This is a genomic window from Thioalkalivibrio sp. ARh3 (genome assembly GCF_000377265.1).
Lineage (GTDB): Bacteria > Pseudomonadota > Gammaproteobacteria > Ectothiorhodospirales > Ectothiorhodospiraceae > Thioalkalivibrio > Thioalkalivibrio thiocyanoxidans.
Map to the genome: position 1 here is coordinate 502,929 of NZ_KB897947.1, position 24,777 is coordinate 527,705.

Below are 24,777 nucleotides of genomic sequence, written 5' to 3' on the forward strand. Positions count from 1 at the left end.
CTTCAGGCGCGCCGTGGCAGGCGATGTCCGACGGGCCCGGCGATCGTCTCGAAGGCCGCGACCAGTTCCGGAATCCGCACCCGCCAGTCATTCGCCCGTGCATGGGCCAGGATCGCCGCGCGGTCCCATTCGCGACCCAGGGCCTCGTGGATCGTTGCGCGCAGTGCGTCATGATCCCCATAGGGGACGATCAGCCCCACCTGCTCCGAGGCGACGACCTCGGCGTTGCCTCCCACATCCGTGGTGACGATGGGCAGCCCGCAGGCCGAGGCCTCCAGGAATACATTCGCCCAGCCTTCAAAACGCGTGGCGAGCACGAACAAGTCCCCCGCGGAGTACACAAACCGCAGCTCGTCGGGCGGGACGGGCCCGAGGAACCACACCTGGTCCTGCAGCCCCAGTGACTGGACCTGCTGGCGCAGCTCGGCCTCGTTGTTCCCCTCGGGGGTGCCGCCTCCGGCAATCACCAGGTGCAGATCCGGGTGCTGTTGCAGTAGTTCCGGCAGGGTCGCGATCACGCGGTGAAAGCCCTTGCGCTCGGACAGCCCCCCGACGGAGATCAGGAACCGCCCCTCGGCGGGCAGGCCCAGGCGCTGCCGGGCCTCGGCCCGGTCCTCCGGCTTGAAGCGGTCGAGATCGGCCCCGTTCCCCACGACTTGCACATGGTCGGGCTCGATGCCCCAGTCCAGCGCCTCGTCCCTCAGCGCGCCGGCCACCGAGAACACCCGCGCCGCATCCTCCAGCGCCCGGCGAATCTGCGTCCGGTGCAGCGGCCGGTCGCGGAAACGGTTCAGGCTGCCGCGCAGGGTGATGGTGCAGGGGCGGTGCAACCAGCGTGACAGCCAGCGCGCGGCGACCCCGTCGGGGTAAATGAAATGGGCATCGATCACGTCGAAGCCGAACTCGCGCTGCAGCCGACGCATCAGGCGCAGACTGCCGAGCGCCTGAAAGAAGCCGTCGGTCCACTTGAACAGGCCCGGGATACACAGGAAACGGGGGTGGTAGACGCGAATCGACCCCTGCCTCTCGAAGGCCGGCAGCGGCGGTCGGGCGTGCGGGCGCAGGCGTCCCAGCCAGTGCTGGAACGGGAACCAGGGCGCCGGGGCCACGACGACCAGATCGAGATGCTCGGCGACACGGCGCATGCGCTCGCGCACGAACAGTCCCAGATTGGGCTGCGCCGCGTTCGGGTACACGCGCGTGTAGACCACCAGACGTGGGCGCCCGTCATCCGACACGCAGCACCTCCGGCCGGGCCCGCAGCCCGTCGTAGACCGACTGGTAGCGCGCGACACTCGCCGCCCAGGTGCGCTCCTGCTCCACGAAGCGCCGCCCCATCTCTCGTACCCGTGGCCAGTGTTCCGGGTGCTCGAGCGTCTCCAGCACCCGGGCGGCCAGGGCCTCGGGGTTGTCGGCCGGGAACAGCCAGCCGGTCTCGCCATCCCGGATCAGTTCCCGGTGTCCGCCCACGTCCGATGCCACCAGCAGGCGCCCCTGCGCCATTGCCTCCAGTGGTTTCAGCGGTGTGACCAGATCGGTCAGGCGCATCGAATGGCGCGGATACACGAGCAGGTCGACCAGGTCGTAGTAGCGCTGCACCTGGTGGTGCGGGACGCGCCCGGTGAAGATGACGCGGTCCTGGATACCGAGGCGTTCGGCCTGGGCCTTCAGGCGCTCGGCTTGCGGCCCGCCCCCGACCAGCAGGATGCGCACGTCGGGCGCTCGGGCCTGGATAAGCGGACAAGCCTCGAGCAGGGTATCCAGCCCCTCGTAGGCATAAAAGGATCCGAGAAAGCCGAGCACACGGGCATCACCAAGACCCAGTTCGGCCTTCAGGGCGGGATCGGGCTGGCCGCCCAGGTGGAAGTCGTCCGCGTCCACCGCATTGGGGATTACGGTGACCTGCTCGGCCGGGATGCCGCGCGCGATGATGTCGCGGCGCAGCCCCTCGCAGATGGTCGTGACATGTGCCACGCGCTTCAGGGCATAGGTCTCCAGCTCCCGCGTCAGGCGGTAGCGCAGGCCATGTTCGCGGGCGGTGCCATGGTCGACCGCGGCGTCCTCCCAGAATGCCCGTACCTCGTAGACCACCGGGATGCCCAGCCGGCGACCGGCACGCAGGGCCGGCAGGGCATTCAGCGCGGGCGAGTGCGCATGGATGATGTCGGGCGCGACCTGGCAGGCGACGCGGGTCAGCCGCTGGGTCAGTGCCTGCATCAACCCCCATTGTTCGACCCCCGGGATCGCGCTCGGGTTGTAGGCCGTGCGATAGAAATGCAGGCCGTCAATCGTCTCCTCGTCCGCCTGGGCCACCATGTGCTTGGGGCTGGTCAGGTGAAAGGTCCGCCAGCCCCTGCGGCGCTGTTCGCGCAGGATGGCCGCGGTGCGAAAGGTATACCCGCTGTGCAGCGGGATGGAGTGGTCGAGGACATGGAGGATCTTCATGCCGCAGCCCTCGCTTCGCCGCCCGGCGCCGGTCGGGTCACCACGAGCCAGAAGCCCAGGCAGCGCAGTGTGTCCGCGTCGAGCCCGCGAAACGGCGCGGCCAGATAAGGGGCCACTGCGGCCACATCCTCGTCCAGTGCCTCGGCCGTGGATTCGATATGCCGTATCACCAGCCCTGCGTTCTTGATTGCCTGCTGGTAGCGGTCCAGGCGCCAGCGGTTCGGTACGCCCTTGCCGGCATACATCCACTGCCACAGGGCGTCCGGCCAGGTGAGAAAATCGAGCGGGTTTTCACGGTGCAGGCCGTGGCTCTTGAGATCCACCTGGTGTACCGCCAGTGCCCCCGGTTTCAGGGCCGTCGCCATGTCACGAAAGGTCGCGTCCAGGTCGTTGACGTGTTCCAGCACCGCGCGCGAATAGATCAGGTCGACCTCGGCGTTCAGGCCCGCCAGCCCATCCCGGGTCACGCGGTATTCCAGCCGCTCGCTGCGAAACCCCGAGGCCGGGTCCCCGGGGCGCACGAAGCACGCCGCCGCCCGTGCATGGGCCTCGGGATCCAGGTTGTCCAGCAGGCACTGCAGGACCTCCAGCTGAAAGGGACTGCGCTGCGACAGCGCAAAGCGGTCGACACAGGTTACTCGGGCCGCGCCATGGGCCAGCATCAGCAGGGCCACGCCGGGCACGTCGCCGGGCCCGTATTCCAGCAGGTGCTTGTCGCGAAGCGCGTCCTCGATCGCCTCGGGCGGGACCGCCAGCTGATCGAAGTAGTCGAAGAAACAGGTGGTGAAGTACTGCGCCACGGATTCCGCCGTCTCCGCGCCGCGGCCACGCCCGGTCTCGTGGGTCAGGCGCACATAGAGCCCCGGGGCCCCCCGGGCCAGGAGGTTGCTGAGGATGGCGCGGGTGGCACGCGTGGCATCGGCAACGGGGTGGCGTCCGTACATGGCTAGGCCCCGGGTACGGCGCAGCCGCTGAGCGGGCTGGTCGGTTGCACCTTGTCCAGAAAGGTCTGGAACATCACGAGCGACCACAGCGCCGCGCTGTGGTCGCGCGCGCCACGGCCGTGTTCGTCGACCAGCCGCTTGAGGGCACGCTCGTCGAACAGTCCGGAATCACGCATCTGCTCGCCCAGCACTCGCTCGTGCATCGCCTCGCGCAGTGGCCCCCGGAACCAGTTGGCCAGTGGCACGGCGAAGCCCCGCTTGCGCCGGTAGAGAATCGAGTGGGGCAGGTAGGGCTCCATTGCCTTTTTCAGGACCGCCTTGCCTTCGCCGTCGCGCAGCTTGAGTTCCGGCGCGAGTGTGGAGGCCCACTCCACCAGCGGGTGATCCAGCAGCGGCACGCGGACCTCCAGCGAGTGCGCCATGCTGGCGCGGTCGACCTTGGTCAGGATGTCTCCGGGGAGGTAGGTCTTCAGATCCAGGTACTGCACCAGCGAGAGGGGGTCATCGGTCGGGGCCCGCCCGGCATGGGCACGCAGCACCTCCACCGCCCCGTAGCCCTGCAGCTCGCGCCGGAATGCGGGCGAGAACAGCGTGTCCCGCTGCTCGTCGCGCAGCACCGACACGCCCTGGAAGTAGCCCTCGACCGCATCCCGCGCCAGCGCCTGGAAGGTCGCCCGGGCGCGCAGCGGGCGCGGCGCCCAGTCCGCCTTGGGATAGACCTGGGCCAGGCTGCCGAACAGGACCCGCCGCAGGCCCAGGGGCAGCGGGTTGCGCAGGCGCTCCTCGGCCAGGTGGTGCCGATAACGGCGGTAGCCCGCCAGGTTTTCGTCGCCTCCGTCACCGGACAGCGCGACTACGACCTGGCGACGGGCCTGCTCGCAGACGCGATAGGTCGGCAGGGCCGAGCTGTCCGCAAAGGGCTCGTCATAGAGCTCGCCCAGGCGTTCCAGCAGGGCAAAGTCATCGGGATCGACCTCGCGGTTGTGATGGTCCGTCGCGTAACGCTCGGCGACTTCCCGGGCATAGTGCGACTCGTCAAATGCGGGGTCGGCAAAGCCGATGGAGCAGGTGCGCACGGGCTCGGTGGAGAGCCCGGCCATCATCGCCACCACGGCGCTGGAATCCACGCCCCCCGACAGGAAGGCGCCCAGCGGCACCTCGGCGACCATGCGGATGCGTACGGCCTCGCGCAGGCGTTCGGTCAGCTCCTCGGCGGCCTCGGGCATGTCGATGGGGGTGGGTGCCGTCGTCGCAAAGGGGACATCCCAGTACGCGCGCGGGATGGCAGCGGAGCGCTGGTTGCGCCGCACGGTCAGCGTATGTGCCGGTGGCAGCTTGTGGACGCCGGCCAGAATGCTGCGCGGTTCGGGCACATAGCCAAAGGCGAAGTATTCCTCCACCGCGCAGGGGTCGAGCTCGCGGGGCTGTCCTGGGTGGGCCAGCAAGGCCTTGAGTTCGGAGCCGAAGATCAGCTGACCATCCGGCAGCACGCTGTAGTAAAGCGGCTTGATGCCCAGGCGGTCGCGGGCCAGAAACAGGGTCTGGGTGTGACGATCCCAGAGGGCGAAGGCGAACATCCCGCGAAAGCGCTGGACGCAGTCCTCGCCCCATTCCTCCCAGGCATGCACGATGACTTCCGTATCGCAGTGGGTGCGAAAGCGATGGCCTGCCCGCTGGAGTTCGCGGGTCAGCTCCGGGAAGTTGTAGATCTCGCCGTTGTAGGTGACGACAACACCTCCGTCCTCGTTGAACAGCGGCTGCTGTCCACTGGCGAGATCAATGATGGACAGGCGCCGGTGTGCCAGCCCGATTCCCGGTTCCAGGTGGATGCCGCCTTCGTCCGGGCCCCGGTGGAACTGGGTTGCGTTCATGCCTTCCAGACAGGCGCGATCAATCGGCCGCCGTCCGTGCATGTCGAAAATTCCAGCGATACCGCACATGTCAGTGTCCCGTCGTCCCGTGTTGCCGCCGGCGGTGCCTCGCCCGCATCGAGGAGGGCCGGGCGTTGGCCTTGTCCAGCAGGGTGTCGTAAACCCCAAGGTAGCCCTCCACCATGGCGTCCATGCTGAACTCCGCCTCGGCCCGGGCGCGGGCAGCCTGTCCCATGCGCTTGCGGGCATCAGGATTGGCGAGACAGTCGCCGATGGCCCCGGCGAGGGCGTCGGGCGCTCCGGCTGGCACGAGGGTCCCGGTTTGCCCCGGGGCTACAAGGTCCGGATTGCCGCCGACCTCGGTGGCGATCACGGGCAGTCCGGAGGCCATGGCCTCGAGAATGGTGTTGCAGATGCCTTCGGCGAGTGACGGGAGGACAAAGAGGTCCATGGCGCGCAGGCAGCCCGCGATGTCCTCGCGGGCGCCGGGCAGCCATGTTTGTGCCGCCACCCCGGCGGCTTTCAGACGCTCCACGGCGTGTTCCCTCAAGGGTCCGTCACCCACGATCACCAGGCGAAGGCGGTGGAAGGGAACCGGAGCGCGTTCGCGCAGGGCAATGAACGCCTCCACGAGATCCAGCGGTGCCTTCACCGCCTGCATCCGCATCACGCTCCCGATCACGATGTCCTCCGGCCCGGCAAAGTCCGAGGGCCAGGGCCCAGTGCGGACGCCTTCGCGCGGGTGGAAGTGCCGGGTGTCCACCCCGTTACAGATGTGCGTCAACCGCTCGGGGCCGACGCCAACCCTCTGTTGCAGATAGTCCACCTGGTGTTGCGACAAGGCGATATAGCGGCCGACCAGGGGGCGCACCAGCCGCCGCATGTAACGATGCTTGTCGCGGGAGCCATCCAGATCCGCGACATCCCAGCCATGCTCGCCATGTACCCGGGTACGCACGCCGGCGAGGGTGGCGGTAATCTGCGCCTCCAGCGTCGCGAGATTGCGGGTGTGGACGATCGCGGGGCGCAGTTCGCGCAACAGCCGCCACAGGCGCCGGTGCACGCCGAGATCCTTGCCTTCGCGCTTTTGCAGGGCATGCAGGCCGACATCGTCCCTTTGCAGGCGTTCGCTGAACCGCGTGTAGTCCGTCATGCAGATGATCGCGTGCCGGTAGCGCTCGGCGGGCATATGGTTGAGCAGATTGACCAGCCCGTTCTCCATGCCGCCGACGTCCAGGCGGTGGATGACGTGGGCCACGCAGGGCCGCAGGTCGACGGTCTCCGGTCGATAAGCTGCGCGGGCGTTCATCGCTGGTTCACGTCCTGCAGGCGTTCGAGCAGCTGCGGCATGGCGTCCTCCACATAGGCCCGCATCGCGTCCTCGGCCTCCTGCGGGTCATCGCGGTACTCGGCATAGATCACGATCAGTGCCGCATCGTCGCGCCCGCCCAGTAGTCGGCTCGTGGCCTCGCGGGCCTTGACCTCGAAGGGCCGGGTGGTGAGCCGCCCATTTGCCCAGTACCACTGCCACGCCACTAGTTGCTGCTGGCGGCCGCGCAGCAGGACCCGTCGCGGATCTGGATAGCCCGCCACCTCGGCATGGCCGCGGCGGGCCTGACTCCATTCCGCCCGTTCCCGGCCTGCCAGCGTGTTGTGCCAGCCAAGCATGTTTCCGTGGCGTGCCTGTTCGCGGTAGAAGCCCAGGTGCATGCCGACCTTCGCCTGTCCCTCGTTCACGACCCAGCCGCCGCGCTCGGCGCGCATGAACTGGTAGCCGGGTTGCCAGGCGGGCCGTTCCCGAGCGGGCACGGCTGTCCAGCCGGAAGGCACGACCGGCCCGGTTCCGAGTCCCTGCACCGCACCGAGATCCCGAGTATGCGTCCAGTGGGCATATACCGGCCCCAGGGTGACCACCAGTGCGGCGATGACTGCCATATGAGCAAAGCTCGCGGCCCCCGTCTGCGGGGCCTGCGCCGGGGCACGGCGCACGGGTTTCGATGCCGCGCCATCCTCGCGCCAGAAGGCACCGATCCAGAACATCAGGAAGATCACGACCCCAAAGAAGACCCACCCGTAGATCAGGTGATCAACACCCACGGCATACTCCATGCCGCTCAGATGACCCACCATCACGATCATGTAGGCGCGCAGGCCATTGGCGATGATCGGCACGATGATCGCGACACCGACAAAGGCCAGGCGTCGCCAGAGGCTGCGATACATCAGATAGGCGTACAGCGTCCCCAGGGCGACGGACGCAATCAGATAGCGCACGCCGCTGCAGGCCTCGACCACGGACCAGCGTCCGGTGGGCAGCTCGAAGTACAAGCCCTCGCGATAGATCGGAACCCCGGACAGCTGTACCGCCGCGACGGTGAAATTCGCGGTGAAGTCCATCAACGGCGGTACGAGGAACTCGCCAAACGGGACGGCAAACAGCAGGTAGGCCAGTGGAAGCTGCAGCACGCGCACCACCGCGGTACCCATCACCAGCCACACCAGGAAGGGGATCATCAGGGTCGCGGCGAACTGGCGCACCGAGGTGACATCCACCAGCTCCCCCATGACCCAGGCAAGCCCCAGCAGCAGGATGGGAGCCAACGCCAGGGGGGTGGGTCGAGGCGATACGGCCGCCAGCTCGGCACGCTTGAGATAGACCAGAAACAGGACGATCGGCACGATCAGGAACCCGTGCGCGAAGGTGTCCGAACGTGCCCAGGTATCCACCATCGAGAGGAAGGTGGGCGCGAACACGATCAGCACAATGGCCAACAGAGCGGCCAGTGCCAGCACGGGTGCCCACCACCGCTGCACCTGCGGCTGGGACATCACGGTGGCCGGCGTGTTCATGCATCCCCCCGGGATGCGATTGCCTCGCCCTCGGGCGCCAGTCCGCTCTCGAGATAGTCGTGCAGGCGGGCGAGATTGCGGCCCCAGTCGTAGTCCGTGGTGATGCGCCGGCGGGCGCTGGCCGCCATCTCGGGTTCGGGTTGTTCCAGGCACCGAAGGACCGCGCGGGCGAACACCTCGGGGTCGGTCTCGGCCTCGATCACCTCGTCATTGCGCGCTGCGGTGATCCCCTCGAGCGCCTGCGGGGAGGCCACGACGGGGCGCGCGAGCGCCATGGCCTCGAGCACCTTGTTCTGGACTCCGCGCGCGATCCGCAGGGGCGCCACCGATACCGCGGCCGACCCGACCCAGGGGCGCATGTCTTCCACTGGCCCGACGACCTCGACGCCGGGCTGCCGCTCCAGTTCACGGACTTCCGGCGAGGGTCGGCAACCGACAATATAGAAGCGCACATCCGGACATTCGCGTCGGATCCGGGGCAGGACGGACTCCGCGAACCAGACCACCGCCTCCACGTTCGGCCAGTAGTCCATGGCGCCGCTGAACACGATTGGCCGGACGTGATCCGGGTAAGGGCCTTTCTTCGGGAGTTTTTGCGGATCGAAGTACGCCGCATCCACGCCGTTATTCAGTGCGTGCACCCGATCGGCGCTTTCCGGCGCCAGGGCCCGAAACGCGGTGGCCTCGTCCGGTGACACGAACAGGCTGGCCTCGCTGCGCGCCGCGACCTGCCGTTCATAGCGCAACAGCTGGCGTCCTTCGCGGCGGTAGATCGCGCTCATCGGCCAGGCCTTGCTGGCGGCGTATTGCGTCCACTTGTCGGAGTCGACATCGACGAAATCCACCACTCGGGGCAGATTGGCCCGGTGTGGGAGGTATTGCGCCATCGCCGAGGAGAAGACCAGCGCGCGCGTGATGTCCTGCTGTTCCAGTACCTGATCCACCCAGCGTTGCAGCGCCGCATCGCGGTACCAGGGCAGAGTCAGCGGTTCCTGTGTCAGCAGGCCGCGCAGGGCCCGCCATTTTGCACGTCCCGGCGAGAGCGGGCGCACGCAGACGCTCTCGCAGCAGCGTTCCAGCTCTTCTACATAGACCGCGTCGTCCGGGTCATCGATAAAGGTGCCCAGGTGAACCCGGTAACGCTGTGCCAGATAGCGCAGGATATGGTGCGACCGAATCTTGTCGCCCTTGTTGGGCGGCCACGGGATTCGATGGGTCAGATAAAGAATGGCGTCCATTTCATGTCCACCCGCTGCTACGGTCGAAATCCAGGCATCCGAACACCCCGTCCCCTAACCTAGGCTGCGGGACAGCCAGGGTCCCACCCGGTTGGCCACCGACAACGGCAGTCGTTGCCACGCGTGGATGAAATAGCGGTACCGAGGATTGAGCGGGTTGATATCGGGCATGTGCCGGGCACGGACCAGGTCGTACTCGTAGTACAGGGGCTGCGGTTCGAACCCCCAGTTCTTCTTGAAGCTGAACGACCCGGTATCGCGCTTGCTGCGGCCAAAGTCGAAGGTGCGCAGGCCCGCCTCGCAGGCGCGCCGCATCACCTCCCAGTACATGAAGTCATACCCGGCCACCTCGCGGGCCCGCGGTGTACCGCCGCCGTAGTAGGGCAGGACCTGATCGCGGAAATAGAAGGTGAGCACGCTGGCCACGGGCGTCCCCGCGTCGGTGACCGTCAGGATCCGGCAGTCGTTGCCGAACACGGTGCGCAGGAGGCGGAAGTAGCGCCGGCTGAACACGGGCGTCCCCATGCGGTGCACGTTGGCCGCATAGATGGGGTAGAACCGATCGGTGTCGCGGTCGATCTCGCTGACCAGGCCGGCCTGGATGCCCTTGCGCACCATGCGCCGCTGCTTGCGCGGGATCGCCTGCAGGTTCTCTTCGACCTCCTTCGCCATCGCCTTGCGGAAGGTCACATACAGGTGCTTGGTGGGCCGCCCCGGGTGATAGGGCGCCATGTGGCGGTACTCGAGATAGTCCACCCTGTATTGCCGCGCCAGCTCCCGGGCCCGGTTGTCGAGGGCTACGAAGGCCTCTTCGGTGCGTGCGGCGATGCCGCCGTACACGCAGAACGGCAGCGAGACCAGGGAATGGCCGAATAGGACGCTGCGCACGCGCGCCAGGGGCAGGACCCCCTCGATCCCGTTCGGCCCCTCGGCAAACAGGAAATGCGTCGAGTGCCCGAAGGCCCGCTCGATCACCGTCTGCCAGCCTGCCCGGTGGAAGAACGTCGCCACCGGGCAGGCCTCGACGAAGGCATCCCAGCGCGCGACATCGGCAGGGCCGAGTTCCTGGACCCGCAATGCGGTTGCGTGCGCCGCCGTGGGCCGTTGGTCAGTGGACTTGAGCATGGCCTGGTGCTGTCGTTGAGGGCGACACCGGCGACCGCGCCGGGCTCGCGAGGAGGTGGCCAAAGACCTCGTCCATGCGGCCCCAGCGGAAATCCTGCAGCAGCCGCTGCAGCCGGCCTTCGGTACGTCCCAGGTTCAGGTAATGGCGAAACCGCGTTCTGGCGCTTACCCCGGGGATGCGCGGTTGGCCCGGATCGATCTCCCAGGGGTGGAAATAGAACACCCCGGACAGCCCGTCCCGAGTGTTGATCCTCCGCAGTGCCTGACGGGAAAAGGCATACGGCAACAACCGAAAGTAGCCGCCACCGGCGGCCGGCAGATTGCGCCCGGCGACGCGCAGGGTGGCCGGGGGCAGTTCCAGTACCCCGCCGGGTCCGCGTGGCCGATGGGGGTGGCGCGGTGCGGTCGGTGTCCCGTAGTGGTCGTGCTGTACCGGGTAGATGCTCGAGCTGTAGGTGTGGCCGGTCTCGGCCAGTACGTCGAGCGCCCACAGGTTGTCCTCGCCGATCGAAAAGCTGGGGGCGCGGTAGCCGCGTACCGGGACCCCGGCGATGTCCTCCAGGATCGACTTGGCGCGGATGATGTCCGCGCGAAACGCCTGCGGCCCCAGCTCGGTGACCCGCTGGTGCCCGTACCCGTGGCTGGCCATTTCGTGCCCGGCGTCGACGATGCGGCGAATCGCCTGCGGGTAGCGCTCGGCAATCCAGCCGAGGGTGAAGAAGGTCGCGCGTACCTGGTGGTGATCGAACAGTGCGAGGATGCGTTCGAGGTTGTATTCCACGCGGCACTCCTGGCTCTCCCAGCAGTGCCTCGGGATGTGCGGCGCCAGGGCCGAGACCTGGAAGTAGTCTTCGACATCGACGGTCAGGGCGTTGGACAGGGTGGGTGGTTCGGATCGCATGGTGATTTTCCCGGGCGCTAGTGCCTGGCGAACTCCTTGTGGTCGAAGCCCGAAATCTTGTTCAGCGAGTCCAGGGCGTCGAGGATGCGCTGCGACTGCCGGTAGTTGATCGCCAGGGCGTGTTCGATCCTGTCCAGGCGTTTTTCCATCGCCTCGTAGCTGTCTTCCAGACGGACCAGGGTCAGCTCGTTGGCAACGGCGCGTTCGGGATCGAACACGCCATTGACGACGCCGTTGGGTTGCGGTGCGGGTGCCTCCTGCTGTGCGCCGAAGTCCTCCTCGATCTCGTCCATCACCCGGCGCGCCTCGTCGGCGTCGAGGTCATAGCGCTCCTCGAGATACCCCATCAGCAGCAGGCGGTCGCACAGGGTGTTGACCTTGCGCGGGATGCCGCCGGTGAACTCGTGGATTACGGGCCAGATATCGGTGGCAAAGTGTGGCGTTCCCTCCCAGCCGACGCGCGACAGGCGGTGTTCGACGTAGGCCTGGGTATCGCCCTCGTCCATCGGGCCGAGGTGATAGGTGGCGATCACCCGCTGGCGCAGCTGCTGCATGTTTTCGCTGCGCAGGATGTCGCGAAATTCGGGCTGCCCCAGCAGGAAGCTCTGCAGCAACGGCCCGTCAATGCCCTGAAAGTTGGACAGCATGCGCAGCTCTTCCACCGCATCCATGCCCAGGTTCTGTGCCTCGTCCACCACCAGCAGGGCTCGCTGTCCGCGTGAACGGGTGTCCAGCAGGAAACGCTCCATATGACGCAGCTGACTGGCCTTGTCATTGCCGGTCCCCTGCACACCGAAGGCCAGGCACACCGAGCGCAGCAGGTTCTCGGCATCGAGCTGGGTACTGACCAGCTGTGCCGCACGTACTGGTTTGGTGCCGAGCGTCTCGAACAGACTGCGTACCAGGGTCGTCTTGCCGGCCCCGACCTCGCCGGTGATGACGATGAAGCCCTCTTCCTGCTGCACGCCATATTCGAGGTAGGCCATGGCGCGCCGGTGGCCCTTGCTGGCGTAGAAGAATTTCGGATCCGGGCTCAGGGCGAATGGCTTGCCCTGCAGCCCGTAGAAGTTCTCGTACATGCTCAGAACTCCTTGGTGATCAGCGCGAGAATCGAGTTCTCTCGATACTCGTTGACCCGGGTGTTCGAATCCCGCTGCTGATAGCGATACGCCAGGCTGCCCCGCAGGTCCGGGGCGAACTGACGGTTCAGGCTGGCGCGGAAGTAGAAGAAGTCGTCTTCGCGGTCGCTGCCGAGAAACTCCGTGCGCGAGAGCCCGGATCTCAGCGTGGTGGTGGTGCGCGGCCCCAGCGTCAGCTCCCAGAACGCGATCACGCCGGTGCGCCGGTGGTCGTCCTCGAACAGCCCCGCACCAGTCTCGAATTCCGCCTCGCGCCGGGTCTGGTAGCCGGTCAGCCCGAATACGCTGCGCCCGGTGTCATAGCGCCAGTTCGCACGGGCACTGCGGGTCAGATAGAAGCCCTCGATCAGCGCTTCTTGCGTGACCAATGCACTCGTGAACAGTAACTGGAGCTCTTCGAAGGTGTACTCGTCGAAGATCTCGTCGCTCGTCATGCCCTCCAGTTCGGCCAGTTGGGTCAGGTCAAAGAACACGAATTCGCGCCGATCACGGGTCGAGGTGATGCCCTCGGAGTAGCTCACGCTGTAGCTGGCGCGGCGGCTGCGGTGCGTCGCGCTGAGGGCTCGTGTTGTGCCGAAGAAGCGCTCGCCATAACGCGCCTCGACGGAGGTCACCGGTGTCGGGGTCCAGCCGACGCCAACCTCCCAGAAGCTGCCGTCATCGTCGTCGCGCAGGGTCTCGTAGTCGTTGAATTCCTCGCCCACGACCCCGAACACGCGCACGGTGCGGCCGACGTTGTAGCCGAGGGTCGCGCTGATCTCGCTGAACTCGCCCTCCAGCCCGTCTTCATATTTCAGTCGGTCGTAAAAGCCCGCCAGCTGCCAGAACACGCGATCAAAGGCCGGACCGCTGTCCAGGGTGTACTCCGCCCGGTTGCCCGTGCTGTTGGCCCGGTTGCTGCGGTGGTAGCGCCGCTCGTCGTAGGTGTAGCGGATGTCCTGGCGGGCAAAGGTGCCAAACTCGTTCTGCAGGTTCGGCGATATGCTGTAGTACGAGGTCTCCTCGATATTGCGGCGTGGCGTGCTGCCGCCAATGCCGACCGGGTCCAGCAGCGAGGTGGCCTGCTCCCGGCGCGACGCGGTCACGTCGACAAAGAACGTGTCTTCGATGACCTCTGTCTGGTTGCGGGCGCGCAGCATGTGAGTGGAGCGGTCCTCGCTCGACTCCGACAGATGTCTGCGATGATTGAGCTGATAATCCACCCGGGTGTCATTGCGCGCACCGTCCCGGCGCAGGGTGAACCCCGGGCGTGCATGCCCGATCAGGTCCGCATCCTCCTGTCCCCGTGGGGACAGGCGGACGTTATCGGTTACCTCTGCACCCACGGTGACCCGTGGCGTGAAGTCCCAGTCGGTGGCCAGGCCCGCGGTCGGCAGCGCCAACGAGCCACCGCTCAGTGCGGCCAGAATCCATGCCATTCGACCGTGCCGCGGCAGGACCGGCTTTGAGTACGCTGATTGTGTCCGTCCCTGGATGGCGCTCATTGCTCGTCTCCCCCGTATGGCCGTTCGTGGTAATAGCCACCTCCATAGCCCAGGCCCGATGCGGCGGGCGCGCGGTTGAGTGCAGTCAGGACCACCTCGCAGCCGGCAAGCTGCCCCATCGCATTCTCGACCGAGGTGGCCGGGGTGCGCTCGGCGTCAACCACCATCACGACCTGCCCCATTCCGGCGGCCAGGACGCCCGGCTCGCTGGTGGCCAGCAGTGGTGGGGAATCGAACAGGATGATGCGGTCCTGATACCGATCGTGGAGCTCGTCGAGCAGGGCCCGCATCCCGTCACTGGCCAGGACTTCGGTGGAGCGCCCATGCGGGCGTCCGGCGGGCAGCACGCTGAGGTTCTCGATGTTGGTCCGCAGCAGGACATCGGGGATGGTCAGGCTCGGGTCCGTGAGGACGTCCATCAAGCCGCGCTCGGCCTCGAATCCCAGGACCCTGGGGATCGTGGGATGGGCGACGTCGGCGTCCACCAGCAATACCGTGCGATCGATCTCCATTGCCATGCTGAGTGCCAGGTTGGTGGCCAGAAAGGTCTTGCCTTCGCGTGGCAATGCGCTGGTCAACATAATCAGGCGACCACGCGAAATCCTCATCTCCGAGTGGTGCCCGAAGGCGTTGTTCAAGAGCGGCCGCTTCATCATCCGAATCTCTTCGGCCAGGCTGGACCGCTGGTCGCCCGGCACGATCAGCCCCTGCCGTCGCAAGCGTGCGAAATCGATCCGAGCCGCCAGTGGATGGTCGTGTTGTGCGGACACCGGCGAGGCCGTGCCCGCCGTCTCCTGGCCCGGATGCCCGGACTGGGCTCCGGCGGGCGGGGGCCGCAAGGGTGCCGACCGGTTCTTGTCGAGGGCTTTTTCAATGATGCTCATGTGCGTCTGGCTCCCCTTGCCGTGCGCCGGTCCGCAGGACCCGCGCCTCCATGGAACAAATGCATCCCGCTTCCCCGACGCGCGACGTCGGGCTGGTGCCGTAGTCGCTCATCGCAGCAGGCTCAACAGGTCATCGAGAACACCGGCGGACCCCGTGAGATAAAGGGTCATCACCACGGCATACACCAGCAGCAGTGTCGCCAGGGCGATCGCGAAGGCCGACAGCTCCAGCCGGCGGCGGCGCCGTGTCAGAGGGGTGTGTACAGCCGATATCGTGCCCAGCACAGGGCGTCCGGCGATCTCCGCGAGTTGCCGTCGATTGCTGATCGTCCGCCGCAGCTGCGAAAGCAGGAAGGCGAAGCCCGTACCCGCTCCCAGTCCGACCAGCAGGATGCCGGTGGTCATAAGCGGGCGATCGGGTGCCGAGGGCGCGGTCGGGCGGCGCGGCGGCTCCAGGACGCGGAAGTCGACCGAGTCGGTTTCCGATTCCACTGCCCCTGACATGATCGCCTGCTCGCGCCGGTTCTGGAGCTGGCGATAGGAATCGCGCAGCACATCGTAGTTGCGCGTCAGGGCGGTCAGTTCCGACTCTACCGCCGGGGCCCGGTCGACATCCTGTTCCAGCCGGGCGACCCGCGCCTTGAATTCCTCTATGCGGGTCTCCAGCATCGCGATCTCGCTCTCGGTGTCGGTGATCGCGGCCTGCAAGGTGTCGCTGCCCCCGCCGGCGATGGGTACGATCGACGGATTGCGCGCATAGTCGGCGGCCTCGCGCGAACGGCGTTCCTCCAGTTCGGACAGGATGCGCCGTGCGGCGACCACATCCGGGTGATCGTCGGTGTATCGATGCCGCATGGAATCGATGTTTTCCTGCAGGTCGTTAATCCGCCGGTCCAGCTCCGGGTTGCGGTACTGCGCCCTCACCGTGCCTCCGCCCGTTCGGCTTTCCTCGGCGTGGCGCTGCAGGGTGGCCAGACGGCTGTGGGCCTCGCGCAGCTGCAGTTCTGTCTGGGCCACCTGTTCGCGGGCGCGTTCCAGGCGCGAGTAGAAGTTGCCGTCACCACTGATGAAGCGTGCATTTTGCCGCTTGAAATCCTCGATCTCGGCTTCCTTGCTTTGCAGCTGACGTTCGTAGGTCTCGATCTGACGCTCGATGAATCGCTGCGAGACGCTCAGATCCAGGCGCGAGTCGCCCAGTCCGCGCTCCATGAACAGGTTTACCGTCTCGCGGACCACGCGCTCGGCGATCTCGGGATTGCTGTGTCGAAACTGCACGGTGTAGATGTTCTCGCGACGCTCGCTGTCCAGAGACAACCGGCTGCGCAGCAGGTTGACCTGCGTGTCGAGGTCGGACCCCCCCATGTACACGTCCAGATCGCTTTGCCGGGCGATGGTTTCCAGGTTGTCGCGGCTGAGCAGGGTGCGGGTGACCATCCGCAATCGCTCTTCTGTGTCCGGACGAACCGTCATCCCGCGAAGCAGGGGGTTCAGAACGGACTGGGTGTTCACGAAGACCTGGGCATTGGCCTGATACGTATCCGGCAGGCTCTGGATGTAGGCCCATCCGCCCAGGAACACAATCCAGGCGACCGGCAGAATCCACCAGCGCCGGCGCCAGGTGGCCCGCGCCCGCTGAACAAAATCCTGAACAATCTTTTCCATGCCTTGCGGTCCCCCTGTTGCACCCATTGACGCTCAATTGGCACCTGCTGGGTTTTCAAACGGAGTAATAATTGACCGGGAAAAGGGATCCCCGGAAAGCCATCTGATGGCTTGCCTGGGCCCCTCCCGGGAGATGCCTAGGGCTATTGAAGATGGTTTGTTTCGCCGTGTCTACCTATGTCGAGAATGTTTACACCTCGAAAGATTTCGTTACTTATTTTTCTAATAAATTTTCGCAGCCTTATAACGGATCAGGGGTTTACGTTAACTGGTACACAGTTTGCTGGGGTTTGTTCGATTAGGCTCGAAAACCGGCCGGGGGGCGGATCGGCTGGTTGGGAGGGATTCTCAAATGCACGACGATCTGGGCCAGAAGAGCCTCGCGCAAAACCTGGCGGAGTTCTGGCATCCCGCCATGCTCCGGCGGAGCTGGAGCGAACGGCTCGACTTGATGAGCGACATCTACCGTCAGCTGCACCGGTTTAGTGTGAGTGACCAGGAATACGAGAGGTGGGCCGGTCAGCTGGTTGCGGCTGTCATTGAACGACTGGGGGAACCCCCGATCACGGACCCTCACCAGGCGGACCTCTATGCCTGTTCGCCGGACCCGCGGCACTGGTCTGCCGCCTTTGCCTGGCGATACGGCGGGCAGAAGTCCTCTGGCAGGCCCGACCAGCGTTGCTGGCCGCGGTACGCAGTCAACCTGCTGACCGAGATCGGCATACGGGATGAGTGGCGCAAGTGCCGCCTGATCGACCTGTCGAGAGGTGGCGCGCGGATTGCGCTGATCGGGCAGCACCCGTATCTGCCCCCCGAGACCACCTTGCAACTGGTTCTTCCGACCGCCGGGACCTTCGATTCCGTTGTGGTATCCGATCGCCGGGTGGGCCTGGGTCTTCGTTTTCTGAGGCGCAATCCCTCGGGGCAACGCATCAACACAACGGCCTGAAACGGTGCCCCGGCCGAACCCCTTTCTGAAACGTGCAATGGAGGACGAACTCTTGTCTACGCATGCTGACGTTGAGCCTGGATACCCAGGACCGGATCACTGTGCCCCGGGCGCGGCTCTCCCGTCCTATCAGGTTTACCTCGCCACGGGCGCGCGGGCGCGTCACATTCACTATCGCATGCGCTATGCGGTGTACTGCCTGGAAACCGGCTTCGAAGCAGCCGAGCATTACCCGGAAGGCTTTGAACGCGATCTCTATGACGAGCACGCCGCTCATTTTCTGGTGCGTCTGGGAGGGCTTTACGCCGGAGGGCGATGGGTGGGCGCCATGCGTCTGATCCGTCCGGATCGGACACCCCTCCCCACGATCGCCACCGGGCAGTTGTTTCCGGGTGCCTTTGCCAAGGCGCGGGACGAGCCGCCGCGAGTGCTGGAGGTCTCCCGTCTGATTGCCCGCGGCGCCCCGGAGCGTGGCTCGCCGCGCCTGCTGTATCACCTTTGTCAGGCTGCCCAGGCCTACGCCCAGAATCATGGCTATGAGTTCCTGCTGTTCATGATTCGGCCGGCGCTTGCGCGCCTGCTTCAGCGCCACCACATCCCCATCGAGTTGTGTGGGGAGGCCTGCGAGCATCGGGGGTTGAGGCTGCCGTTTCGGGCGCCCACCGCCGAATCGGGCGCGGCCCTGTCCGCCTGGCGCCGTCGCCTGGGGCTGGGCGAGACGCCCGTTCGTGCCCCCTACGTGGAGTTTGCCGGGAATCCGCCCTTTCCTTACCGCACGAAACTCGGCTACAAGCCTTGCTGGCGCAGGCGTTCGTATCAGGCCCCGGGGGCTTTGGAAGTGCCCTGTGCAGGATGACCCGCTCATCTCCGCCTTCTGCCGCTACTTTGACCTGATCAGGCCAAATGAAGAGCAGATGGAGGCCGTTTATCGGCTACGCTATGAGGTCTACTGCCGCGAGTTCAAGTATGAATCCGGGGACAGCTGCCTTGGCGAGCGCGAGGTCGACGAGTATGACGCGCAGGCCACTCACTGCCTGCTGCAGCATGTGGTTAGCGGCACCAGTGCGGGCTGTGTACGAGTGGTGCATGTCGATGGCCGCCAGAAGATCCACGAACTACCGATGGAACGCCACTGCGAGAACTGTTTCTACGAGACGGACTATCGTCCGGACCGAATCGAGCGAGACCAGATCTGCGAGGTTTCCCGGCTGGCGGTCAATGGGCTGTTCCGTCGGCGCCTGGGCGAGTCGGTAACCCCCTTCGGGGACCTCCACCTGCTGAATGTACCGCTGGAGCAGGCGCGCACCTTCCCCTTGCTGGCGTTGAGCCTGTTCATGAGCGCGGTGGCGATGATGGAGATCCAGGGCCGGTCGCATGCCTTTGCGATGATGGAACCGTCGCTGGCGCGCATCCTGCGTCGCCATGGCCTGAAGGTGAAGCAGATCGGCACGCTGCAGAATTATCATGGCCGGCGCGCGCCGTTTCATATCAGTCTGCTTACGGCTCTGGCCGGGATTCACCGTTCACCATCGCTGAGCCAGTTGTATGCGCACTCCTATAGCAATCTCTCCGACTCTCACCCCTCCGACTCGCTCTGGGACGCTGTTGCCCGCGCGGTCTGATGCCTGAGTTCGACTATCACGCGGCGTTCCGGCGCACCCACGGCTGGATGACCTGGCCGGAGATGGAACGCCTGCGCGGCGCGCGCGTGGCGATCGCCGGTCTTGGCGGCGTTGGTGGGAGCCACCTGCTGACGCTCGCCCGTCTCGGGGTCGGGCGCTTTCATATCGCGGATTTCGATTGCTTCGAGCTGCACAACATGAACCGCCAGGCAGGGGCGGGCATGTCCCGTCTGGGCAGGCCCAAGGTCGAGGTCCTGCGCGAGATGGCCCTGGACATCAATCCGGAACTGGAGATCACCACATTCCCGGAGGGCGTGTATCAGCAGAATCTCGATGTCTTTCTGCAAGGCGTGGATCTCTATGTCGACGGGCTCGACTTCTTCGTGTTTCAGGTGCGCCGCGAGGTCTTTGCCGCGTGTGCGGAGCGCGGGATTCCGGCGATTACCGTGGCCCCGCTCGGGATGGGGGCGGCCTTGCTCAATTTCAGCCCGGGCGGGCTGTCGTTCGATGGCTACTTCGACCTGCGGGACGGGCTGCCCGACGAGGAACTCGCGCTGCGGTTCATGATGGGCCTGGCCCCCTCGATGATGCAGATGGGATACCTCGCAGACCCCGAGGCCGTCGACCTGGCGGCCCAGCATGGTCCGTCCACGGTGATGGCCTGCGAGCTGTGTGCCGGGGTCATGGGCACCGAGGCCCTGAAGATCCTGCTGGGGCGCGGGCGTGTCGTCTGGGCCCCGCACGGAGTCCACTTCGATGCCTACCGCCAGCGTCTCGTCCGCACCTGGCGCCCCGGCGGCAATCGCAACCCCCTGCAACGCCTGCTCCTGGCGATCGGCCGCCGCCGGATGGCGCGCCTTCGGGCGCAGGTCTAGAAAGCCTTTATCCAGTCGTTTTCGTTGCAGTATGCGCCCGGACAAAAAAACCCCTCGTCCGAAGACGAGGGGCCGGGACAGGTCTTCCGCCCAGGGGGGAGCAGAAGGCCCAACCACAAGGGCTGCTAGGCGTCGAGACCGGTCTCGCGGCGGCGGCGCATGGCGATAAAGCCGAGCATCACCAGTCCAGTTCCCAGCAGAAGCAGCATCGCGGGTTCGGGTACTTCTGCTTCGGACCACCGAGAGTCGGCCGAGCCGACGACCTCAAAGGTGGTGCGCTCGTCGACTTCCTCGAATCCCTCGATGAAGTCGAACTGACCCGTCACGCGGACGTTCATGTAGAACGGATCCGGATCGGTAAAGAACTGCCGGCCTTCGTCCGTGAGCATCCATTCGTTGAACAGCAGCGCAAAGCTGCCGATGTCGTCCGCACCCGGTTCGAAGCGACCATCGCCGCGGTCGAACATGTCGGACCAGCCGACGAGGATGTCGTCGTCCGTGCCGCCCAGGGCGACACCATCGGCCGCATCGCCCGTGTTGAACCCGAAGGTGGTATCCAGATTCGGGTCCAGATAGAGCGCGATCGAGCCGCTCGTGCCGGTGAACTGGCCCGCGTCCGCATCGTAGGTCCCCGAGGACTCGAATACCGCGTAGAGGCCGTAGAACAGATCGGCATCGTCCCCGCTGGAGCCCAGTCTGTTGCTTACCGACGTGCCTCCGAGGAAGTACTGACCCACGTTCCAGTAGGCCGACGCGTCGAACGAGCCGTCGGCATCGAGGGTCAGCAGCTCTTCGTACCCGCCGGTAATACGGTCGACCTGCTGCTCGCCTACCGCAATCGTAGACAGCTCGAGCTGCGAGTCATCGATAGTAAAGACGCCGGCGTGTGCGGTGCCCGCAAGCCCGAGACTGGCAACTGCCAGTACCGCACCCAGCGCTGTTTGCTTGAACCTTTCCATGTTGAAATCCTCCACCAGTTAGCATCAATTTGATTTGAATAACGGTTGCTTCCACTTCACTTGCTGGTCGTCCTTTCCTGCACGAGAAGTAAAGCAGGCTGCGTGCCATGGGCGGCAAGTGTCTGTAGATAGGGCGGTTTTTGTTTTTTTGATTGCCCCGCGCCGGGAGCGATGTAAAAAAATCGGACGCCGGGAAAAACGGCCCCTGATTTGAGGAGACGTCTCATGTCCAAACGTGCCAAGACCCGCGACGAGATCGCCGAGGCCTACAAGTCGCCACCGTGGTGGTACGACGCGCGGGGGTTTTTCATCCTCACCTTTGCCTACAACAGCACCCTGGGCGCGCAGATCCGGTTTTTTGGCCGCAACATGGGGGCCCGGCACCTGGAGATCGGCTGCGGCACGGGGACGCTGCTGGAGATGACGATCAAGTGGCGTCGCCGGCGCAAGCTGCCGGAGAGCGAGGTGGTCGGTGTGGATTACGCCGAGTCCATGCTGGCCGGGGCCCGCCATCGCTTCGCAAAGGACCAGAGCGTGACTGTCAAACATGCCGACGCCGCGGAGTTGCCGTTCGCTGATGGCGAGTTCGATACGGCCAACATCGCCAACTCGGTGCACTGCTTTCCGGATGTGGACGGTGCCATCCACGAGGCGTTTCGGGTGCTCAAGCCCGGGGGTACCCTGGCCGCGAACGTATTGCTGTATCCGCGCACGCCGCAGCCGCTCAAGGCCATCGCCGAGCGGATCAACCGCTGGGGGATGCGCAAGGGCATCCTGCATACACCGTACGAGGCCCGGGACATCCTGGGCCGGTTTACTCAGGCGGGATTCCTGGTAGTGGATTCCTCGATCTCGGGCAATTGCTACAACCTCCTGCTGCAAAGGCCGGAGGCCTCCCAAGGCCCTGTGGAGGCGGCCTCATCGTCGTCCGGGTGAACGGGCGGCCTGGGCTGACCCGGCCCGACCTGGCCGCAGGTTGGCTGTCGGCCAGGTCAGGTCGGAGGTGTATAACGCAGCGTCAGAGGGATTCGTGGAGCGACTGGGCCCGCTCGCGTTCCGGAAAGTCCTCGTGTGCCTCCAGCAGTTCTGTCAGCAGCGCGCGCGCCTGTTCGGTATCGCCACTGGCCTGGTAGGCCTGCGCCAGATGAAACCCGATATCGGGGGCCTGCGGGCTCATCCGGTATGCACGCTGCAAAGTCTCCAGGGCGCTTTCGGTATCGCCTCCCTCCAGCAGGACCACGCCCAGGGTGTCGAGAATCGCAGGCTGGTCCGGCGCCAGATCGACGGCCCGCTCGGCGTACTCGCGGGCGCGGGGATTGTCCGCCTCGCGTGCCAGCCACGCCGCGTTGTTCAGGGCAACGACATCGTTGGGCCGGTCTTCCAGCAGGGTTTCGTAGGTCTCCAGTGCCTCGGTCTCCTGCCCCGCGTTGATCTGCGCTGAACCGAGTACGTGCCGTGTGGCGCTATCGTCCGGGTGGTCCTGCAACCAGGCCTGCAACGTCCGGATCGCCGCCTCGGTCTGCCCGGCACGTTGTTGCACCTGGTATTTCTCCACCAGCCAGTCGCGTCGGGACTCGCGCTCGAGCGCGCGCTCGTAGCCATCGATCGCCTGTTCGAGCTGGCCGTCTTCGGCGTCGAACCAGGCCTGCTGTGCGATCACCTGCGTGGCCTCCGGGGCCCGCTCCGCGAGGGGCTCAAAGACCTGTCGCGCCTCGTCCACCTCGCCCGCCAGGCTCAGGTGCCGGGTCAGCACCATGCGCGCACTCATATGGCCGGAGTCGATCGACAGTGTCTCGCGCAGGGCCGCGACCGCCTGCTCGGTTTCACCCAGGGCGGCGAGATTGCGTGCCTGGCGGAAACGCAGCTCGGCGGCCTCGGGTCGCAGTACCGCCAGGTGCGCAAGGGTCTGCGCTGCGCCCTCGAAGTCCTGCTGGTGCTCCTGCAGGTCGACCAGCAGACCGAGCACCCGTGTGTCGTTGGGGTGATGCTCGCGCGCGTCCTCCAGAGTGGACCGGGCAGCAGTGTGATCGTCCTGCTGCGTCTGGGCGCGCGCCAGCATCAGGTGGGGCTCGATCCGGTCCGGGTGTTCATCGATCGCACCCTGCAGCCAGCGCGTGCCGGCCTCCATCTCGCCCTGCTGAAAGTGCAGCGTGGCCAGCCGAATCGCCGAGGTGGGGTGGCCGGGGCTGCGTTCCTGCAGGTCCTCGAGGATCTCGCGGGCTGTATCCAGGTTGCCCTGGCGCACTTCGAGCGAACTCAGGTTCAGTGCCAGGGTGCTGTTGTCCGGGTGGAGCGACAGGCCCTCCTGGTAGATCAGGCGTGCCTCGTGGGTCTCGCCCAGGCCCAGGAGGGCTGCACCCATCAGGTTGTAACCCTGCGGGTTTTCCGGATCCTTCTCGCGCAGGCGCTGGGTGGCCTCCAGGGCCTCGTCGTACTGGCCGTCACGGATATGCGCCAGCGCAAGCGAGTAGTCGGCCAGACGCACGTCGGTGCTTTCGACAGCAACCTGTTGCAGCAGGGCCATCCCCTGTTCGTGATCCCCGTGCCGTACCAGAGCGATTCCCAGCATTTCCTGCAGTTCCGGCCGATCCGCGCGGTTGGCCAGGGACTCGCGCAGGACCTCGATGCCGCTTTCGGTATCGCCCTCGCCGATATAGAGCGCGGCGAGCTGATCCCCCAGGGCCTCGACCAGGTCGGGTCGTTCGCTCAGCGCGTCGGCCAGGATTCGCCGCGCCTCCTGTGGCCGGCCCTGTTCGATGCGCAACTGAGCCAGCAGCCGATAGCTCATGGCGCTCTGCGGGCCCAGCGCGCGGTGACGCTCGAGCAGACGCTCGGCCCGAGACCAGTTGCCTTCCTCCAGGTGGATGGCCGCCAGATAGGGCATCGCAAGGCGATAGTTGCGTGACACCGCCAGTGCTTCCTCCAGGTGTGGTTGCGCCTGCAGGGGTTCGCCGCTCTCGAACTTGACCAGGCCCAGCAGGAAGTGGCCACCGGGGTGATCCGGGGCGCCCTGCTGCAGAAACTCGCCATCCTCCCGGGCCTCGTCGAACTGTCCCAGCTCGACGTGCATCAACCCGCGCTTCAGGCGCTCGGCGACCGCGTCCGGGCGCAGTTCGATGGCGCGGCCAAAGGCTTCCAGCGCGCCCTCGGGGTCACCCTGCATCCGTACCAGATCCCCCTTGAGAGACCAGGCGGGGGAGAACTCGGGGTCGCTTTCCAGGGCCCTGTCGGTCATCTTCATCGCCTGCTCGGCGTCCCCGTCGGACATGGCCTCGTAGGCGCGCGCCAGGTGGATCTCTGCGAGGTCGTCATGCGTTTCCGCTGCGGCCGCCAGATATTCCGAGCCGGCGTCGCTTTCACCCGCCTGGAATGCCGCCAGCGCCCGGTAAGCCCGCAGGCGTGCCGCATCCTCGCCCTCCAGAGCATCGGCCTCGGGGATCTCGGCGATTGCGCCGCTACCGCCCAGGATGAACAGGAGGCGCGCCAGCGGCAGGGCATATGCGTTCGGGTCCGCCCCCATTTCCAGGGCCCGTTGCAGGTGGCGCACGGCCGGCTCCGGCTGCTGATCGCGCAGATAGGCGAGGCCCAGGCGGCCGCGTACCTCGGGGTCCGCGTTTTGCTGCAGCGCGTTGCGGTATTCGATGGTGGCCGCGGCGTATTCGCCCGCCTCCATGTGGCGCTCGGCACGTTCCCGGTACTCCGCCTCGGTGGGGGTGCCCAGGGCGTCGCAGCCGACAAGGGCCAGAGCCATCGCCAGCGGGGCGAGGCGTGGAAGGACCCGGCGGGACGTGGCCACCGAATGGTTTACGGGACGGGGAATTTTCATGGG

General features: G+C 66.1%; 20 protein-coding genes. 5 read left to right on the forward strand and 15 right to left on the reverse strand.

Annotated features, from left to right (window positions below):
- Window positions 1-2: 2 nt before the first annotated feature.
- From C995_RS0102310 to C995_RS0102370, 13 genes are all read right to left on the reverse strand, one after another.
- The gene (locus tag C995_RS0102310; protein WP_018863396.1) at window positions 3-1,238 is read right to left on the reverse strand and encodes a glycosyltransferase; all 1,236 of its coding nucleotides are present in this window, start codon (window positions 1,236-1,238) and stop codon (window positions 3-5) included.
- Complete coding sequence (locus C995_RS0102315; protein ID WP_018863397.1) at window positions 1,228-2,445, reverse strand: TIGR04063 family PEP-CTERM/XrtA system glycosyltransferase; 1,218 nt, start codon at window positions 2,443-2,445, stop codon at window positions 1,228-1,230. The genes C995_RS0102310 and C995_RS0102315 overlap by 11 nt, the downstream gene beginning before the upstream one ends.
- Window positions 2,442-3,389: a methyltransferase domain-containing protein gene (locus C995_RS0102320; RefSeq protein WP_018863398.1), complete on the reverse strand. Its 948-nt coding sequence runs from the start codon at window positions 3,387-3,389 to the stop codon at window positions 2,442-2,444. The genes C995_RS0102315 and C995_RS0102320 overlap by 4 nt, the downstream gene beginning before the upstream one ends.
- Window positions 3,390-3,391: 2 nt before the next feature.
- A complete protein-coding gene (locus tag C995_RS0102325; RefSeq protein ID WP_026278893.1) occupies window positions 3,392-5,329 on the reverse strand; it encodes an XrtA/PEP-CTERM system amidotransferase in 1,938 nt (645 codons plus the stop codon).
- Window position 5,330: 1 nt separating this feature from the next.
- Entirely contained in the window at window positions 5,331-6,569 is a 1,239-nt protein-coding gene (locus C995_RS0102330) for a TIGR03088 family PEP-CTERM/XrtA system glycosyltransferase (RefSeq protein WP_018863400.1), read from the reverse strand.
- Entirely contained in the window at window positions 6,566-8,110 is a 1,545-nt protein-coding gene (gene xrtA, locus C995_RS0102335; protein ID WP_018863401.1) for an exosortase A, read from the reverse strand. The genes C995_RS0102330 and xrtA overlap by 4 nt, the downstream gene beginning before the upstream one ends.
- Window positions 8,107-9,348 carry a TIGR03087 family PEP-CTERM/XrtA system glycosyltransferase gene (locus C995_RS0102340; protein ID WP_018863402.1) on the reverse strand — a complete coding sequence of 414 codons (1,242 nt, stop codon included), beginning with the start codon at window positions 9,346-9,348 and terminating at the stop codon, window positions 8,107-8,109. The genes xrtA and C995_RS0102340 overlap by 4 nt, the downstream gene beginning before the upstream one ends.
- 54 nt (window positions 9,349-9,402) lie before the next feature.
- Window positions 9,403-10,473: a FemAB family XrtA/PEP-CTERM system-associated protein gene (locus tag C995_RS0102345; RefSeq protein ID WP_026278894.1), complete on the reverse strand. Its 1,071-nt coding sequence runs from the start codon at window positions 10,471-10,473 to the stop codon at window positions 9,403-9,405.
- A complete protein-coding gene (locus C995_RS0102350) occupies window positions 10,457-11,374 on the reverse strand; it encodes an XrtA system polysaccharide deacetylase (protein ID WP_018863404.1) in 918 nt (305 codons plus the stop codon). Before C995_RS0102350 ends, C995_RS0102345 begins: the two co-directional genes overlap by 17 nt.
- 17 nt (window positions 11,375-11,391) lie before the next feature.
- Window positions 11,392-12,453 (reverse strand): XrtA/PEP-CTERM system-associated ATPase, encoded by a 1,062-nt coding sequence (locus C995_RS0102355; protein WP_018863405.1) that lies wholly within the window; start codon window positions 12,451-12,453, stop codon window positions 11,392-11,394.
- 2 nt (window positions 12,454-12,455) lie between these two features.
- Window positions 12,456-13,931, reverse strand: coding sequence for a TIGR03016 family PEP-CTERM system-associated outer membrane protein (locus tag C995_RS0102360; RefSeq protein ID WP_018863406.1), 1,476 nt, complete (start codon window positions 13,929-13,931; stop codon window positions 12,456-12,458).
- 62 nt (window positions 13,932-13,993) lie between these two features.
- Window positions 13,994-14,881, reverse strand: a complete 888-nt coding sequence (locus C995_RS0102365; RefSeq protein WP_018863407.1) for an XrtA-associated tyrosine autokinase — start codon at window positions 14,879-14,881, stop codon at window positions 13,994-13,996.
- Window positions 14,882-14,989: 108 nt separating this feature from the next.
- Entirely contained in the window at window positions 14,990-16,543 is a 1,554-nt protein-coding gene (locus C995_RS0102370) for an XrtA system polysaccharide chain length determinant (RefSeq protein WP_018863408.1), read from the reverse strand.
- A gap of 352 nt (window positions 16,544-16,895) precedes the next feature.
- On the opposite strand from C995_RS0102370, the gene C995_RS0102375 reads away from it, so the two are divergent.
- Genes C995_RS0102375 through C995_RS0102390 form a run of 4 tightly spaced genes read left to right on the forward strand, consistent with a single transcriptional unit; the run spans window position 16,896 to window position 19,989 of the window.
- Window positions 16,896-17,492 (forward strand): PilZ domain-containing protein, encoded by a 597-nt coding sequence (locus tag C995_RS0102375; RefSeq protein ID WP_018863409.1) that lies wholly within the window; start codon window positions 16,896-16,898, stop codon window positions 17,490-17,492.
- A gap of 37 nt (window positions 17,493-17,529) precedes the next feature.
- Window positions 17,530-18,348, forward strand: coding sequence for an acyl-homoserine-lactone synthase (locus tag C995_RS0102380; protein ID WP_026278895.1), 819 nt, complete (start codon window positions 17,530-17,532; stop codon window positions 18,346-18,348).
- The gene (locus C995_RS0102385) at window positions 18,338-19,114 is read left to right on the forward strand and encodes a PEP-CTERM/exosortase system-associated acyltransferase (protein WP_018863411.1); all 777 of its coding nucleotides are present in this window, start codon (window positions 18,338-18,340) and stop codon (window positions 19,112-19,114) included. The genes C995_RS0102380 and C995_RS0102385 overlap by 11 nt, the downstream gene beginning before the upstream one ends.
- Window positions 19,114-19,989: a ThiF family adenylyltransferase gene (locus tag C995_RS0102390; protein ID WP_018863412.1), complete on the forward strand. Its 876-nt coding sequence runs from the start codon at window positions 19,114-19,116 to the stop codon at window positions 19,987-19,989. Before C995_RS0102385 ends, C995_RS0102390 begins: the two co-directional genes overlap by 1 nt.
- Window positions 19,990-20,114: 125 nt before the next feature.
- On the opposite strand, the gene pepA is transcribed toward C995_RS0102390, so the two are convergent.
- The gene (gene pepA, locus C995_RS0102395) at window positions 20,115-20,948 is read right to left on the reverse strand and encodes a flocculation-associated PEP-CTERM protein PepA (protein WP_018863413.1); all 834 of its coding nucleotides are present in this window, start codon (window positions 20,946-20,948) and stop codon (window positions 20,115-20,117) included.
- 225 nt (window positions 20,949-21,173) lie between these two features.
- Between pepA and C995_RS0102400 the strand changes: the two genes are divergently transcribed.
- Window positions 21,174-21,884, forward strand: coding sequence for a class I SAM-dependent methyltransferase (locus C995_RS0102400; protein WP_018863414.1), 711 nt, complete (start codon window positions 21,174-21,176; stop codon window positions 21,882-21,884).
- An 82-nt stretch (window positions 21,885-21,966) separates the two neighbouring features.
- On the opposite strand, the gene prsT is transcribed toward C995_RS0102400, so the two are convergent.
- On the reverse strand, window positions 21,967-24,774 hold the full coding sequence (gene prsT, locus C995_RS0102405) for an XrtA/PEP-CTERM system TPR-repeat protein PrsT (protein ID WP_156015469.1): 2,808 nt from the start codon (window positions 24,772-24,774) through the stop codon (window positions 21,967-21,969).
- Window positions 24,775-24,777 lie beyond the last annotated feature (3 nt).

Excerpts from the sequence above, each read along its gene's own strand:
- C995_RS0102315 (WP_018863397.1), bottom strand. The coding sequence starts at position 2,445 with ATGAAGATCCTCCATGTCCTCGACCACTCCATCCCGCTGCACAGCGGG.
- C995_RS0102320 (WP_018863398.1), bottom strand. The coding sequence starts at position 3,389 with ATGTACGGACGCCACCCCGTTGCCGATGCCACGCGTGCCACCCGCGCC.
- C995_RS0102325 (WP_026278893.1), bottom strand. The coding sequence starts at position 5,329 with ATGTGCGGTATCGCTGGAATTTTCGACATGCACGGACGGCGGCCGATT.
- C995_RS0102330 (WP_018863400.1), bottom strand. The coding sequence starts at position 6,569 with ATGAACGCCCGCGCAGCTTATCGACCGGAGACCGTCGACCTGCGGCCC.
- xrtA (WP_018863401.1), bottom strand. The coding sequence starts at position 8,110 with ATGAACACGCCGGCCACCGTGATGTCCCAGCCGCAGGTGCAGCGGTGG.
- C995_RS0102340 (WP_018863402.1), bottom strand. The coding sequence starts at position 9,348 with ATGGACGCCATTCTTTATCTGACCCATCGAATCCCGTGGCCGCCCAAC.
- C995_RS0102345 (WP_026278894.1), bottom strand. The coding sequence starts at position 10,473 with ATGCTCAAGTCCACTGACCAACGGCCCACGGCGGCGCACGCAACCGCA.
- C995_RS0102350 (WP_018863404.1), bottom strand. The coding sequence starts at position 11,374 with ATGCGATCCGAACCACCCACCCTGTCCAACGCCCTGACCGTCGATGTC.
- C995_RS0102355 (WP_018863405.1), bottom strand. The coding sequence starts at position 12,453 with ATGTACGAGAACTTCTACGGGCTGCAGGGCAAGCCATTCGCCCTGAGC.
- C995_RS0102360 (WP_018863406.1), bottom strand. The coding sequence starts at position 13,931 with ATGGCATGGATTCTGGCCGCACTGAGCGGTGGCTCGTTGGCGCTGCCG.
- C995_RS0102365 (WP_018863407.1), bottom strand. The coding sequence starts at position 14,881 with ATGAGCATCATTGAAAAAGCCCTCGACAAGAACCGGTCGGCACCCTTG.
- C995_RS0102370 (WP_018863408.1), bottom strand. The coding sequence starts at position 16,543 with ATGGAAAAGATTGTTCAGGATTTTGTTCAGCGGGCGCGGGCCACCTGG.
- C995_RS0102375 (WP_018863409.1), top strand. The coding sequence starts at position 16,896 with ATGCACGACGATCTGGGCCAGAAGAGCCTCGCGCAAAACCTGGCGGAG.
- C995_RS0102380 (WP_026278895.1), top strand. The coding sequence starts at position 17,530 with ATGGAGGACGAACTCTTGTCTACGCATGCTGACGTTGAGCCTGGATAC.
- C995_RS0102390 (WP_018863412.1), top strand. The coding sequence starts at position 19,114 with ATGCCTGAGTTCGACTATCACGCGGCGTTCCGGCGCACCCACGGCTGG.
- pepA (WP_018863413.1), bottom strand. The coding sequence starts at position 20,948 with ATGGAAAGGTTCAAGCAAACAGCGCTGGGTGCGGTACTGGCAGTTGCC.
- C995_RS0102400 (WP_018863414.1), top strand. The coding sequence starts at position 21,174 with ATGTCCAAACGTGCCAAGACCCGCGACGAGATCGCCGAGGCCTACAAG.
- prsT (WP_156015469.1), bottom strand. The coding sequence starts at position 24,774 with ATGAAAATTCCCCGTCCCGTAAACCATTCGGTGGCCACGTCCCGCCGG.